Annotated in this window: 13 protein-coding genes; 1 reads left to right on the forward strand and 12 read right to left on the reverse strand. The window is 68.2% G+C overall.

Translation table 11 applies throughout. The features are described from left to right. Positions 1-2 precede the first annotated feature (2 nt). A complete protein-coding gene (locus IEZ09_RS28500; protein ID WP_229813030.1) occupies positions 3-839 on the forward strand; it encodes an XRE family transcriptional regulator in 837 nt (278 codons plus the stop codon). Positions 840-841: 2 nt separating this feature from the next. On the opposite strand, the gene IEZ09_RS28505 is transcribed toward IEZ09_RS28500, so the two are convergent. From IEZ09_RS28505 to IEZ09_RS28560, 12 genes are all read right to left on the reverse strand, one after another. Continuing rightward, positions 842-2,059 carry an MFS transporter gene (locus IEZ09_RS28505; protein WP_370467755.1) on the reverse strand — a complete coding sequence of 406 codons (1,218 nt, stop codon included), beginning with the start codon at positions 2,057-2,059 and terminating at the stop codon, positions 842-844. 160 nt (positions 2,060-2,219) lie between these two features. Beyond that, positions 2,220-3,074 carry an SCO2207 family protein gene (locus tag IEZ09_RS28510; RefSeq protein ID WP_229813031.1) on the reverse strand — a complete coding sequence of 285 codons (855 nt, stop codon included), beginning with the start codon at positions 3,072-3,074 and terminating at the stop codon, positions 2,220-2,222. 279 nt (positions 3,075-3,353) lie between these two features. Next, on the reverse strand, positions 3,354-3,932 hold the full coding sequence (locus IEZ09_RS28515) for a hypothetical protein (protein WP_189256869.1): 579 nt from the start codon (positions 3,930-3,932) through the stop codon (positions 3,354-3,356). A 62-nt stretch (positions 3,933-3,994) separates the two neighbouring features. Then, entirely contained in the window at positions 3,995-4,648 is a 654-nt protein-coding gene (locus IEZ09_RS28520) for a GntR family transcriptional regulator (protein ID WP_189256870.1), read from the reverse strand. Positions 4,649-4,658: 10 nt separating this feature from the next. After that, positions 4,659-5,996 carry an ABC transporter substrate-binding protein gene (locus tag IEZ09_RS28525; protein WP_189256871.1) on the reverse strand — a complete coding sequence of 446 codons (1,338 nt, stop codon included), beginning with the start codon at positions 5,994-5,996 and terminating at the stop codon, positions 4,659-4,661. After that, on the reverse strand, positions 5,993-6,895 hold the full coding sequence (locus tag IEZ09_RS28530) for an acetylxylan esterase (RefSeq protein ID WP_189256872.1): 903 nt from the start codon (positions 6,893-6,895) through the stop codon (positions 5,993-5,995). Before IEZ09_RS28530 ends, IEZ09_RS28525 begins: the two co-directional genes overlap by 4 nt. After that, positions 6,889-9,048, reverse strand: a complete 2,160-nt coding sequence (locus tag IEZ09_RS28535; protein ID WP_229813032.1) for a glycosyl hydrolase family 95 catalytic domain-containing protein — start codon at positions 9,046-9,048, stop codon at positions 6,889-6,891. Before IEZ09_RS28535 ends, IEZ09_RS28530 begins: the two co-directional genes overlap by 7 nt. Beyond that, positions 9,045-9,914 (reverse strand): carbohydrate ABC transporter permease, encoded by an 870-nt coding sequence (locus IEZ09_RS28540; RefSeq protein WP_229813033.1) that lies wholly within the window; start codon positions 9,912-9,914, stop codon positions 9,045-9,047. The genes IEZ09_RS28535 and IEZ09_RS28540 overlap by 4 nt, the downstream gene beginning before the upstream one ends. 13 nt (positions 9,915-9,927) lie before the next feature. Then, positions 9,928-10,890 carry a carbohydrate ABC transporter permease gene (locus IEZ09_RS28545; protein ID WP_229813034.1) on the reverse strand — a complete coding sequence of 321 codons (963 nt, stop codon included), beginning with the start codon at positions 10,888-10,890 and terminating at the stop codon, positions 9,928-9,930. A 22-nt stretch (positions 10,891-10,912) separates the two neighbouring features. Continuing rightward, positions 10,913-12,871, reverse strand: a complete 1,959-nt coding sequence (locus IEZ09_RS28550; protein WP_229813035.1) for an alpha-galactosidase D — start codon at positions 12,869-12,871, stop codon at positions 10,913-10,915. 27 nt (positions 12,872-12,898) lie between these two features. Then, the gene (locus IEZ09_RS28555) at positions 12,899-13,987 is read right to left on the reverse strand and encodes a mandelate racemase/muconate lactonizing enzyme family protein (RefSeq protein ID WP_229813036.1); all 1,089 of its coding nucleotides are present in this window, start codon (positions 13,985-13,987) and stop codon (positions 12,899-12,901) included. 358 nt (positions 13,988-14,345) lie between these two features. Further along, positions 14,346-14,798 (reverse strand): SRPBCC family protein, encoded by a 453-nt coding sequence (locus IEZ09_RS28560; protein WP_189256874.1) that lies wholly within the window; start codon positions 14,796-14,798, stop codon positions 14,346-14,348. Positions 14,799-14,818 lie beyond the last annotated feature (20 nt).

Genomic DNA, 14,818 nt, shown 5'->3' on the forward strand with positions numbered 1-14,818 from the left:
GCGTGGAGGAGTTCGCGGAGGCGCTCAGGACGGCGATCACGAATCGGGGTCTCGGGCTGGAGCGCATCCGCGAACACCTCTCCCAGCACGGCGTGTCGGTCTCGCTCACCACGCTGAGCTACTGGCAGACGGGCCGCACGCGGCCGGAGCGCAAGAAGTCGCTGCAGGCCGTCGTCCACTTGGAACACATCCTGCAGGTGCCGCCCGGCCACCTCTCGGAGCTCCTGGGGCCGTCGTCTCGGCCACGCGGCCGGTGGCTGCGCAGGGCTCCGGAGTTCTGGCCGGAGCCGTCGCACGTGGAGCACGCGCTGCTCGACATGGAGACGCGGTGGGACGACCAGCTGATCCGGGTGAGCCAGCAGGACTTCGTGACCGTCGGGGCAGATCGCAGCGAACGCTCGTTCCGGTCACGTCAGGTGCTGTCGGCGGCGATGAACGGGCCCGACCGGTGGGTCGCGATCATGCACAGCGACGAGTTCGACCGGCCGCTGCCCGAGGTGCGCACGCTGAAGAACTGCAAGATCGGGCGGTTGGTGCGCGACGAGGCACAGGGCTTCCTGATCACCGAACTGCTGTTCGACCGCGTGCTGCGCAAGGGTGAGAGCATCGTGATCGAGCACGAGCTCGTCAACTCCGAGCTGAGCCCGCTCGCGTTCGGTTACGAGCGCAGGTTCCGGCTGCCGACGCGGGAGTACGTGCTGGAGGTGACCTTCGAGGGCGCGCCACCCGCTTCGGTCGTCCAGCTCGCCGACAACTCGTCCGTGGAGCCGAGCAGGACGCTGCTGGACGTCGCACTGGACGTGCGGCCGGGGATTCGCGGGTTCCGCTGGGACTGGTGAGGTCACGTCCTGGCGCGGAACCCGCGCGATGACGGGACCAGCGCGGCAGCGGCGGGAGCGGCGAGGCAGATCAGCGCGCAGCCGCCGAGCACGACGCTCAGGCCGAACTCCTCGACCGCCGGCGCGACGACGGCCAGGCCGACCGGCGCCAGCCCGTACGACAGCAGGAAGTCCAAAGAGGACACCCGGGCGAGCTTGCCGGGTTCGACCTCGCGCTGGGTCGCGGTGAACCACGGCACGTTGAACAGCTCGATGCCGATGCCCGCGACGGCGTACGCGGCGATCAGGACGACCAGGTGCACCGGCAGCAGCAGGCTCAGCGGGATGAGGGCGTAGCAGCCGAGCCCGGCCAGTGCCGCCCACCCCGCCGCTCCCGGCCGCCAGCGGGCGATCAGCACCGCGCCCGCGAGAGCGCCGAGGGTGTGCGCGGTCGTGGCGGCCGCCAGCACCGCCTCCGTGTGGTAGCGATCCCTGCTCACCACGGGCAGCAGGACGGCCGACGCCGAGTAGCCGGTGGCGATCACCACGCTCAGCGCGGCGAGCCCGGCGAGGAACCACGGGTGGCGGCGGGCCTCCTTGATGCCGTCGACGAAGTCGGCCACGAATCCCGCGCGGGTGGAGCCGGTCTGCGGCCTGCCCGTCCCCGCGGGCGGTACGAGCGCGGCGCACAGCCACACCACCGCGGTCACCGCCAGCAGCGCTCTGGCGTCCACCAGCACCGCCGCGAGCGCGGTGAGGCTCGGCCCGACCAGCGTCGTCACCCGGATGGCCAGCGTGGTCGCCGCGTTCGCCTGCTGCCGTTGCGACTCCGGCACCACCTCGGCCACGAGCGCCTGGAACGCGGGCCGGCACGCGCCCTGGCCCGCTCCGACGACCGTCGCCGCGACGGCCATCAGCAGCAGGGACTTCCCCATGCCGACGGCGATGACCGGCGTCGCGACCGCTGCCGTGACACAGGACCAGAAGACCACCCGACGGCGGGGATACCGGTCGGCGAGCACGCCCGCGACCGGAACCGCGGCGAGGAACCCCGCTGTTCTGGTGGCGAGCACCACGCCCAGTTCTACGGCGGTGATCGAGCGTTCGAGCACGGCCAGGCCCAGCACGAACGGCAGAGCCCACATCGCGAGGCCCGACGCCGTCGTACCCGTCCACAGTCGCACGAACGGCACGTTCCGGAAGACGGACGGTGACTGCGTTTTCTCGGTCACTTGGCTCACTCCGGCACTGTTCGACAGCTGGCCCGAAGACCAAGATCCCACCCGAGCGCCGCCTGCGGAACCGTTTCGCCGTCAGCAGGAATCCTGATACCTCCGCACAGCACAACGGACGGGCACACCCCCGCGCCACGCGGGCGTGCCCGTCCGTTGTGGACAGTCGTCAGCCGATCTTCTCGATCTTCGCGTTGCGGATCAGGAACTTGCCGGGCTCACGCACCTGTTCGAAGGCGGCGTTGTTCAGCAGCGCGCAGCTGCCGGACACCGACGCCACCTTCACGGTGGTGGACTTGTTGTTGTCCAGGTTGGTCACCTTCAGCGTGGTGCCGATCGGGAACTCGCCGCTCGACGCGGCGGGCGCGCCGCCCTCGCCGGACAGCGTGACCGTCGACCCCTGGCAGACCTGCTGGCCCGAGGCCCCGCCCTGGTTCGCGTCGGGCTTCGGGGCAGCCGTGTTCTGGCCCTGGTTGCCGGCGTTGGCGTTGCCCTGGTTGCCGGCGTTGTTGTTGCCCTGGTTGGCGTTGCCCTGCGCCGCGCCGCCGTCACCCTTGCAGCCCGCCGCCTTGCGCCGCTGCTGGATGAGGTCGACCACGGCCTGCCGGTTCGCGATCCGGGCCTCGGACTGCGCGTCCGGGTTGGCCTTCTGGCCCGCGATGAAGTTCAGGTTGTTCTGCAACGCCTTGTCCAGGCCACCGCAGTCCTCTCCGGACGTGGCGGCCTGGCCCTTCTCGGCCTTCGCCTCGACCTTGTTGCCGCAGCCGGCCGCCTGGCGCCGCTGGTTGATCAGGTTGACGACCGCCTGCCGGTTGGCGATGCGGGCGTCCGACTGCGCGTCGGGGTTCGCCTGCTGCCCGGCGATGAAGTTCAGGTTGTTCTGCAGGGCCTGGTCAAGACCGCCGCAGTCCTCAGCCGCGTTCGAGTCGGTGCCGCTGAAGGCGAACAAGCCACCGGCGACAGCAGCGACCGCGAGCATGGCGCCCGCGCCGATCATGGCGGGCTTGCGGTGTCGAGCGCCCATTCGATTCTCCTCGGGGGGTCGATCGGTGTTGTACCGATGACTACGGGGAGGTCACGGACGGGGTTCAAATCGGACTAGACCACATGGATTTTAAATGCGTTTAAGGTTTTGCGGTGATCGTGATCTTGCTGGTCAGAGTGGGTCTTCCCGGTGTGGGCACGGGTTCGGTTCGTGAATCGTGAACAAGCTCAGCGGGGTCGCACCGACAGGTGGAGCGGGGCGGTCGACGCGTCTGCCGTTCGACTGGATTCGACTGGGCGCGGCTCCGCCGTTCGACAGCTACGCGTTCCGCGACGGCAGCTTGGGAACCACCCCCGGCGAGCTGAGCAGCCGCCGGGGCTGGTCGTGGGCCCGGCGTTCCCACCAGCGGCCGTTGGCGTCGAAGAAGACGATGGTCGGGTAGTACAGCGCTGCAGTCTCGTCGACCTGGTGGCCCTCCGGCCAGGTGACGGAAATCGGCGGGGTGGTCACCGTTTGTCCCGGCCCGATCGCGCCCAGCACGTACGGTTCGGACGAGCCGTCGATCGACCAGCCGGAAGAATGCGTCTCGCCGAACCGCCCGACGACGTCGACGACCCGCACACTGGTCACCGGGCAGTTGCCGTAATTGGAATAGCTGATGGTCAGGTGTGGTGGATTCGACGCACGGGAACCGGACACGAGCCGTGCGTGCATTGCCTCGTTGTCCCGGCGTTCCGCATCTCGATAACGGCCGTCGCGAATCGCGATCCAGATCGCCACGACGACGGCCAGAAGCGTGCCCGCGGCACCGATCACCTGACCCCACGCCGCGAAGACGTCGGCGTCGACCGGGCCGAAGAACCACACCTGAGAGCCCGCATCAGCGAGGACGACCATGTCCTGCACACTGCCGGAGCACCCTGGTCGCCGCAATCGGTTGAACGGTGCTGATCGCCTGGCTACATCCGGTCCAGCAAACGGGCTCGCGCGACTTCCAGATGCGTGGTCATGGCGTCTCTCGCCGCAGCCGCGTCCCCGGCGATCAGCGCCTCCACGATCGCGCGGTGCTCGGTGATGGTCTGCACACCGAACGGCTGCTGGAAGTTCAGCCGGAACAGGTGCAGATGGCAGTGCGTTTTCGCGAACGCCTGCACCACCGCGTCGTTGCCCGCGATCCGCAGGATGAGTTCGTGCAGGCGCTGGTCGTGCGCGGTGAGGTTCTTGTAGTCGTCATAGGCGTCGTCGGCGGGAGCCGCCGGGCAGGTGGCCAGTTCCTCCTCGATCAGCTTGACGTTCTCCGGCGTCATGCGGCCTGCCGCCAGGGCCGCGGACGGCGGCTCCAGCAGCAGACGCAGGGCGTAGAGGTCGTCCACCTGCTTGCGGTTCAGCAGCTCCGTCACGCGGTAGCCGCGCAACGGGAGCCTGCTGACCAGCTCTTCGGACTCGAGGCGGGCCAAGGCCTCGCGGACAGGGGTCGGGGACACGTCGAGCTGGCGGGCCACCTCGTCGATGTTGACGCGGGCGCCCGGTTCGATGCCGTCGCTCATGATCAGCGCCCGGATCTGCTCGTAGACGTCGTCCGCGAGCACACGCCTGCTCGATGTCCGCAACACCACTCCTCCGTCAGTTCTTGGCCAGTATCTCCTGGCTGACGCGTTCCATCTCGGCGAACACGTCATCGGAGCGCTGGCCGCCGAAGTAGGCCTCGAAGAGCGGCTGTTCGGCGGACTGGACGGCCGAGCCGTTGGCGTAGGCGGTGGACGGGTAGAGCACGCCGTCCTTCACGTACTGGTTGAAGACGGTCAGGTCCACGCCCTGCGACTTCATCGACGCGACCGTGTTGTCCATGGCGGCGGGAATCGACGGGAAGAAGGTGCCGGAGGCGCCTGCCCTGGTCTGGCACTCCTCGCTGCCCATGTAGCTGACCCACTTCCAGGTCAGGTCGGGGTTCTTCGTGCCGGCCCAGATGTTGTTGCCGTTGGAGTTGGAGAGCACGGAACGCTTGCCGCCGGGGCCGAGCGGGGTGGGCGCGATGCCCACGGGCACGCCGGGGATCTTGCCGAACGACGGCGCGGACCAGGAGCCGCCGATGGTCATCGCGGTCTTGCCGGAGCCGACCAGGTCGATGTCGGAGATGGTCGACTGGTTGCCGGTGGTGAAGGTGCCGAGCTTCGGGGAAAAGCCGCGCTCGGTCAGGGACGTCACCCACTTCATGGTCTTGGTGAAGCGGGGGTCGGTGTAGTTGAACCTGGTGGGCCACTGGTCCTTGTCGCCGAGGCGCCAGCCCAGCGTCGAGACGAGCGGGGCCCACGTGGTCTCGCCGATGAAGCTGCGGCCGGCGATGGCGCCGACGCCGTAGGTGGCGACGGCGTTCTTGTCGAAGCCGGGTTCGTCGCCGCGCTTGCCGTTCTTGTCGATCGTCAACCGTGCCACGATCTTCTCGAAGGTGCCGCCGTCGTCGGGGTTCCAGGTCATCGTGGCGACGTCCGCTTCGGAGATGCCCGCCTTGGTCAGCGCGTCCTTGCTGTAGTAGATGCCGGCGGCGGCCCAGTCGAGCGGGAGTGCGTACTGCTTGCCGTCGGTGAACTTCCACGTGTCGACGCCGACCGAGTACTTCTTCAGGTCCAGATTGGACTTGGCGATGAGGTTGTCCATCGGCATGAGCTGGTGTTGCGAGGCGTAGGCCTGGAGGAACTGCACGGAGTTCTGGAACGCGTCGGGTGCTGTGCCCGCGACGAACCCGGCGGTGAGCTTGGTGAAGTAGTCGTCGACGTTGTAGCGGGTGATCTTCACGTCGGTGCCGGGGTTGGCGGCCTCGAACGCCTTCTCGCACTCGCCGTAGGCGACTGCCTGTTTGTCGTCCCAGGTCCACCAGTTCACGGTGTTGCCGGAGCCCGTGTCGGAACTCCCGCACCCCGCGACCACGAGTGCTGTCACGGCTGCCAGGGCGGCGATTTTCATGGCATCTCCAGTCGGGAACGGAAGGCGTCGAGTGCGATGTCGAGGTCGTCGGAGCCGCCTGCTTCGTGGGCGCTGTGCTCCCAGACCTGGATCTGGCGTGGACCGGCGTAGGCGTGGTAGGCGCCGAACACGGTGGAGGGCGGCACGATGTCGTCCATCAGGCCGACCGAGAACCACGCGGGCGCGGTGGCTCGGGCAGCGAATCCCACACCGTCGAAATAGGACAGTGTCGGGAAGATGTCACAGCGCCGGTTCTCGGCGATGTAGGTGGTCAGTTCGGTGTAGGGCGGGCGGCCGCAGACGTTCAGCGCGCGGCGGAAGTCGCACAGGAACGGGGCCTGGGCGTGCACCGCGGCCAGGTCGGGCACCAGGCCCGCGACGGCCAGCGCGATCCCGCCGCCCTGGCTGTTGCCGATCACTGCGACGCCGTCCGAACCCAGTGCCCGCACGGCATCCACGGCGCGCACGGCGTCGACGAAGACCCGCCGGTAGAAGTAGGTGGAGCGGTCGGCGATGCCGCGGGTCATGAACCCGGCGCCGCCGCGCTGGTCGCGCACCTCGACCTGGAGGTGCGCGAACCCAGCGCTGGCCCAGGTCAGGTTCTCGACCGCACTCCCCCGGTTGCTGCCGTAACCGTGGTACTGCACGACAGCGGGCAGACCGGTGGTGCCGCGCGGAGTCCGCAACCAGGCCTTGATCCGGTCGCCACCGAAGCCGGAGAACGTCACGTCGTAGACGTCGAGGGTCCGCAACGGGGTGTCGACGGGCACCACCTCGACCTTGATGTCCAGCTCTCGCGCTTCGGCCAGCGTCTCGTCCCAGAACGCGTCGAAGTCGTCGGGGCGGACGTACGAGCTGCGGTACTCCCACAGCGAGTCCAGGTCCAGGTCGGTCAGCACGAAATCCTCCCGCGCACGTCCACCACGTCGCTCACCACGACCTCGGTGACCTCGCCGTTGATGCTCACCGGCACGATCTCCGCGGCGTCACCGGACAACCGCCGCAACCGCACCAGGACCTCGCCGTCGTGCCACGTGACGTCGACGGCGAGACCGCCTCGGCAGCGCAGGCCGCGGGCCGAGCCGCGCGACCAGCCGGTGGGCAGGGCGGGCAGGACGTCGATCACGCCGGTGTGGCTCTGCACCACGACTTCCGCGAGCGCGGCGGTGAAGCCGTAGTTGCCGTCGATCTGGAACGGCGGATGCGTGCTGAACAGGTTCGGCAGCAGGCCGCCCCACTCCGAGCCGTCGAACGGCGCGTCGCGGTGCCGATCGCCGGTGAACGCCTGCGAGGCCTCGGACAGCAGCGACCGCACGGTCTCGCCGTCGCCGAGGCGAGCCCGCAACGCCATCTTCCAGGCCCACGACCACCCCATCGCGCCGTTGCCGCGCCGGTTCATCGACGCCACCGCGGCGTCGCCGAGCGGGGTGCCCGCGACGATCTGGCCGAGCGGGTAGACGGACACGAGGTGCGACAGGTGCCGGTGGGTCGAGTCTTCCTCCGGGACGTCCTCCGCCCACTCCCCCAGCCGTCCGCCGAACACCGGAACCGGCCGCAGGCGGGGCAGGGCGGCGGAGATCTCCGCGAGCAGCGGATCAGCCCGGCCGGACGCCAGAGCCAGCGCCAGGGTTCGCTCGAACACGGCCCGGATCAGCGCCACGTCCATCGTGACGGACCAGCTCAACGCCTGCGGTGTGCCATCCTCGTCCAGGAACCAGTTCTCCGGCGAGGTCGACGGGCACGTGTCGAGGTAACCGTCCGGACCCTCGACCAGCCAGTCCAGGCAGAACTCGGCACAGCCGCGCAGCAGCGGCCACGCTCGCTCCAGGCTGGACCAGGTGCGGGCGAAGTCGTAGTGGTCCCAGGCGTGCTGGACGAGCCAGGCCCCGCCCATCTGCCAGATCGCCCACGACGGCGCGCCGTGGCCCATGCCGACCGGCAGCGACCAGCCCCAGGCGTCGGTGTTGTGGTGTGCCACCCAGCCGCGCGCCCCGTACAGCGAGCGCGCCACGTCGGCACCGGTCACCGCGAGCTTGTCCAGCAGTTGCAACAACGGTTCGTGGCACTCGGCGAGCCCGGTGACCTCGGCCGCCCAGTAGTTCATCTGGGTGTTGATGTTGATCGTGTAGTTCGACGACCAGGCAGGGCGCAGCTCGGCGTTCCAGATGCCCTGCAGGTTCGCGGGCGGCGCACCCGGCCGCGACGACGACACCAGCAGGTACCGGCCGTATGCGAACAGCACCGAGGCGATGAGCTGGTCGTCCTTGCCGGACAACAACTCCGGCACGTCGATCACGTCCGGCAGCTCGCCGAACCGGACGTCGCACGCGTCCATCAGCGTCCTGTGGTCGCCGTGGCGTTGGCCGCTCCACAGCGATTCCGTTGTGGTGGAGCTCGTGAGCGTGAGCAGCCACCGGTCGCCGTTCTCGATCTTGACGGAAACCGTGCCGCGTTCGCCGGCACCGTAGACCGGGGCTTCGACCTGTGGTTCGTGCTTCGGCGCCGAGTCGACCGGGATGTCGACCACGAGGAACAGCCCGTCGCGCGACACCTCGCGCAACGGCGTGGTCAGCTCGACGTCCAGCGGCACCGCGCCGGTGATCTCCACGCACAGCGCGGTTTCCGACGTCCACACCCGCCGGACGACCTCGGAACCGTCGATGGTCAGCCGTTCGGTGACGACACCCGTGCCGAGGTCCAGCGTGCGGCCGTGCGATTCGCCTTCGGGCAGCGTGATCCACAGGTCGACGTACGGAAGGAACGTCTGGCTGTACGGGCCCTCGAACGACATCAGCAGGCCGGTGGCCCGGTCCAGGTCGCCGCCGAAGATCGCCGAGCGCACCTCGGCCAGCCGCTCCGGACCGGCGCCGGAAGCCAGCACGTCGGCCAGCGCCTTCGCCGGACCGACGGCCGTTCCCGACCACGCGGTCGCGTCGTTGACCTGCACGCGGGACCGCCCGGCCCCGCCGAACACCATCGCGCCGAGTCGTCCGTTGCCCACGGGCAGCGCCTCGGTCCACTCAGCCGCCGCTGACGGCCAATGCAGTCTCACTTGATCCCCGTGAAGCCGATGGAGTTGACCAGCCGCCGTCCGAAGACCACGAACAGCAGCAACATCGGCAGCGCCGCGACCAGCGTCGCCGCCATCAGCCCCGCCCAGTCCAGCGACGCCTGCGGTGAGGACTGCTTGAACACCGCGAGCGCGAGGGTGAGCGGGCGGACCGACTCGTCGTTGGTGACGAGCAACGGCCAGAAGTAGTCGTTCCAGGTGGTGATGAACGTCAGCAGCGTCAGCGTCGCCATGGGTGCGACACTCATCGGCAGCACGATCCGGAAGCACACGCGCAACGGCCCGGCGCCGTCGATGATCGCGGCCTCCTCGACCTCGTTGCTCAGCCCCAGCATGAACTGCCGCAGGAAGAAGATGTTGAACGCGGAGAAGAACGCGCCGGGCAGGATCATGCCGCCGAACGTGTTCAGCAGCCCCAAATCCTTCATCAGCACGAAGTTCGGCAGCAACGTGAACACCGACGGCACCATCAACGCGGTCAGCAGCACCCCGAAGACGACGTCACGGCCCTTCCACCGCAACCGGGCGAACGCATACGCCGCGAGTGCCGAGAACACGACCGTGCAGAGCGTCAGAAGTCCCGCGTACACAACGGAATTCCACAGCGCCAAGGCAAGGTCGATCTTGGCGCCCGAACCGCCTTCGGCGGCGGCCTTGGCGGGCGTCGCGAGACCGAGTGCGCGCTTGAAAGGACCCCACGTGAAGTCCACCGGCAGCAACGAGGACGGATCGGTGGACATCGCGAAGTTGTTGGACAGCGCGGTGCGCAGGATCCAGTAGAACGGGAAGATCGTGACGAGCAGGACGACCACCAGGTAGCCCCACGCGACGGTACGACCGATTCTCACCGCAGCCTCCTGGTCAGTTGGTGTCGGACTCGCCGGCGCGGGCCATCCGCAGCTGCGTGAAGGTCACCGCGACGAGCAGCAGGAACAGGGCGAGCGACATGGTGGCGGCGTAGCCGAAGTCGAACTGGCCGAAAGCCTTGTCGTAGATGTACATCTGCAGCACGAGCGATGCGTCCGCCGGGCCGCCCTTGGTGCTCACCTGGACGATGTCGAAGACCTGGGTCGCGCTGATCACGTTGAGGATCACGACCATCACCAGGATCGGCCGCAGCAACGGCAGCGTGAGCGAGCGGAACATCTGCCACTCCGACGCGCCGTCGATCCGCCCGGCCTCGTAGATCGACGCGGGGATGGTCTGCAGGCCCGCGAAGATGAGCACCGCGTTGTAGCCCATCGACTTCCACACGTTCAGCGCGGCCAGCGTCGGCACCGCCCAGCCGCCCGAACCGAAGAACATGATCGGCTCCCCGGTGACCCACGTGATCAGCTGGTTCACGATGCCGAGCTGCGGGTCGAGCATCCACGTCCACACCAGGGCCGTGACGACGCCGGAGATGAGGAACGGCAGGATCATCAGCCCGCGGACCGTCGTGTTGACGCCCAGGCGGTGCAGCACGACGGCGGTGATCAGCGAGACACCGACGCCGAGAACCACCGACAGCACGACGAAGTAGGCGGTGACGCCCAGCGAGTGCCAGAACCTGCCGTCGTGGATCAGCTCCTGGATGTTCGCGAGTCCGGTGAACACCGGCGGGGTGAGGATGTGGAACTCGGTGAAGCTGAGGTAGACACCGCGCAGCATCGGGTAGGCGAAGAACACGCCGAACCCGAGGATGGCGGGCGCAACGAGCAGCCACGCGACCCACGTGTCGTGGCGGCGCGACGCCGGGCCTGTGCGCCGCCGGGCTGTGGGCGGAGGCGCCGTGGTGGCAGGTCCACGCACGACCTGGGCGCTGGAGTCTTGCACGGTTGTCACCACGACGCCTCCTGTCCGGGGGTCAGATGCGGATGCTATCGACGTCGAACACGGAGTCGTCGGGGTTGCCGAAGCGAATCGTGTTGTCGCCCGCCAACAGGTAGATCGGGACGGTCACCTTCTGCGGCGTGTTCCAGTTGTCGTCGTTGGAGCCGGCGACGGGGAGCTTGAAGCTGGTGCCGTTCACCGTGACGATGCCGGTCCTGCTGGAGCTGGCGTCCACGTAGGACAGTTCGACCAGGTAGGTGCCCTCACGCGGCACGGTCACGGTCGGCATCGTGAGAATGCCGCTGCCGCCGATGAACCCGACCTTCGACCCGTTCGAGCAGGCGCAGCCGTAGACGGTCGCGCCGCCGCCGGTGCTGCCCTTCTCCGCTTCGTAGGTGACGGATTCCTTCGGCGTGACGAAGGAAATCGGCTTCGAGCGGTTGCCGTTCTGCACCACGGTGAACTCGTAGGAGGTGGCCGGGGTGAGGCCGGTGACGGTCACGGTGGTGTCCGTGGTCGTCGCGACCTTCCTGTTGCCCGCGTAGACGTCGTAGCGGACGCCGGACCTGCCCTGCCACTTCAGCGACACGCTGGTCGGCGTGGCGCCGGTGCCCTGCACGACGGCCGGCGACACGGCGGAGCGCGGGGTGATCTTCAGCAGCTTCGTGCCGTGCACCGGCAGATCGGCGCTGAACGAGCCCTTGGCCTGGCCGATGTCCTTGCGCTCCCACACGTCCCGGACCTTGGCGGTGCCGTTGATGCCGAGCTGGGCGAAGTCCGCCGTGACCGCGGCGGGCCGGGAGCCGAGGTTGAACAGCGCCACGGTGTAGCTTCCGTCGGCGTTGCGGGCGTACCAGACCTGCTGGTCGGAGTACTGGTCGACCGGCCGGGCGGGGATGCCCGCCTGGTTGATCGCGATGACCTCGTCATTGGTGAGCAGCTTGTAGCCGAACTCGTCGATCTTGGTGAGGTCGTCGCCCATGTACAGCGGCGAGTTCGAGATCGCCCACAGCGTCATGTAGCTGCGCCGCTCGGCCTCGGTGATGCCGTCCATCTCGCCGTTGCCGACGTTGAGGCTGTCGAGGTTGTTCCAGCGGCCGGGACCCGCGTCGTCGATCCACTGCACGACGTCGTTCCAGCGGATCTTGACCGAGTTGTTCCAGGTGACGAGCGTCGGGCAGTAGCACTCGACGTCGGTGTCGATGCGCCAGCCGTTGGTGTTGGCCTTCCACACGTCGGCCTGGCGGTGGCTGAGCGCCCAGGAGATGAGGAACTCGATGGGACGCCCGGTGCGCTGCAGCGCGGTCTTCCACGCCTTGACGTCGCTGGTGTTGTCGTAGTTCTCGCCGCCCTTGAAGCTGCCGGGGCCGACGCCGTCGAGCTTGAGGAAGTCGACGCCGTATCCCGCGATGACCTGCGCGATCGAGTCGATGTACTTCTGGGAGCACGGGTTGTCGAAGTTCATCTTGTAGGCCATGTCCCACCCGTTGGTCTTGCGCAGGTCCGGGTAGACGATGTCCTTGGTGGTGCAACCGGGCGCGTTGTAGATCGGCGTCCTGCCGTCGTTGTACGCCTTGAGGTCCAGGCCCACCGCGAGGTACGAGCCGTACTTCAGGCCTTTGCCGTGCACGTGGTCGCCGAGCCACTTCATGCCGCGCGGGAACTTCTTGGCGTCCGCGACCGGGCGGCCGTACTCGTCGAACGAGCCGAGCCAGCCCGCGTCGACGTTGACGTGGTCGTAGCCGTGCTGCTTGAACCTCGCCGCGAGCACGTCCGCCTGCGCCACGACGTTCTTCTCGTTCAGCCAGCTGGCGGGGCCGTCCGGGTTCACGCCGGGGTAGTTGGTCGCCTGGAGGCTCCAGCTGCTCCAGCCCATGTAGGGCTTCTGGGCGATCTTCGGGGCTTCTTGCTGTGCTTGGACAGGCTGTGCTTGGGCAGCCGGAACCGCGATCAGCGACGCGAGCAGGCCGGCAACGACACCTAACGCTCTCAAGACCACTCCTTTGTGACTTGTGTTCGATCAATTGGCACGCAGGTCGTCCATTGCGTCGCGGTCCCAGTCGATGCCGAGACCAGGCGTGTCGGGCGCGAGCGCGTGTCCGTTGTGGACGGTCAGCTCGCTCTTGGTGATCGCGCGCAGCTGCGGGATGTGCTCGACGAACCTCCCGTTGGGCAACGCGGCGGCAAGACTGACGTGCAGCTCCATCAGGAAGTGCGGGCAGACGTCGGCGTTGAACGCCTCCGCGGTGTGCGCGACCTTGAGGAACGGCGTGATGCCACCGATCCGCGCCGCGTCGACCTGGATGATCGACGCGGCACCGCGTTCGAGGTACTCGCGGAACTGGGCCGCGGAGTACAGCGACTCCCCCACCGCGATCGGGATCGTGGTCGACCTGGCCAGGCGTTCGTGCCCGCTCACGTCGTCGGCGGGCAGCGGTTCCTCGAGCCAGGCGAGGTTGACGTGCCTGAACGCGTTCGCCCGCCTGATGGCCTCGGCGGACGTCATCGACTGGTTGGCGTCGACCATGATCGCGAACCGCTCGCCGACCGCTTCCCTGACGGCTTCGAGCCGTTCGACGTCCTCGGTCAGATCGGGCTTGCCGACCTTCATCTTGATGCCCTGCCACCCCTGCGCGGCCGTTTCCTTGGCGCCCGCGACGAGCTCCTCGGTGGACAGGTGCAGCCAGCCGCCCTCGGTGTCGTACAGCGGCACCTCCCGCCGGAAGCCGCCCGCCATGCGCCACAACGGTTCTCCGGCGCGCAGGCAGTGCAGGTCCCACAGCGCGGTGTCGACGGCGGCCAGCGCGAGCGACGTGATGGCGCCGACCGTGGTCGACCTCGTGCTCGCGAACAGGTCCTGCCAGATCTGCTCGATCCGGCGCGCGTCGGCACCTTCGACCCGCGGCAGCAGGTGGTCCTTCAGCAGAGCGAGGACCGAGCTGCCACCCGTGCCGATCGTGTAGGCGTAACCGAGTCCGCGCAGGCCGTCGTCGGTCGTGATCTCGACGAACACGGTCTCCTGCTTGACGAACTGCTGGACCGCGTCCGTGCGCAGGGTTTCGACGGGAACGTCGACCTGGAACGCCTCGGCGCGTAGGACCTTTGCCACGCCAACTCCTCGGATCTCTGATCCTATAGGATATTTGACGAGCATTGAACGCAGGCGTTACGAGGGTGTCAACCGTCGTTTGGGCACGCTCTCACGCACTTGAGAGCGTTTTCAACGTGGTGGAGCGACCGGGATTAGTTTCGGTCCTCCGATGTTTGCAGCTCACGGCAATCGACGCGCAGGTACCGTGCGACTGGACGGCGAGTGAAAATGTGAGCGTTTCTGTCCGGTTGTCATCGAGCAGGCCGCCCCTGACCCGAACGTCCGGAGCAGCACCGTCTACCGCGACACCGACGTCGAGGTTCTTAGTCCGGCACTACTTCGCCGGGACACCGTCACACGGGCGTTGGCGCCGCGGTCAGCTCTCCGCGGCCTGCTTCAACCGCTTCAGCGTCGCCTCGATGTTGCGCTGGTTCGTCACGGCGCGGTCCCGCACGCCGGTCGCCAGCATCGTGATCGGCTTGTACCAGCCGGGCCGCCGATCCCAGGTGGACTCCGTGACGCGGCACCCGGAGTCCGTCGGCTCGATGTCGTACTGCCAGCGCGCCACGGGCATGCCGAGCGAGCGGACCTCGAACGCGAACCGCGACTCCGAGCAGTCGGTGACGGTCGAGACCGTCGGCCACACCCGCCAGCCGCGCCGGTTCACGCCGCGGAACCGGGCTCCCACGGAGGGGCCGGTGGCGCCGAGCCACCGGCCTCCCGAGTACTCCTCTGCGACGCCACCGAGCCTGCGCAGGTCGCTGACCAGGTCGAACACCCGCTGCGGCGAGGCGGCCACGTCGATGTGCGCGGAAGCGTCAGGCGTCATGCCGCAGAACTTACTACCAG

Source organism: Lentzea flava (assembly GCF_014648475.1).
Taxonomy (GTDB): domain Bacteria; phylum Actinomycetota; class Actinomycetes; order Mycobacteriales; family Pseudonocardiaceae; genus Lentzea; species Lentzea flava.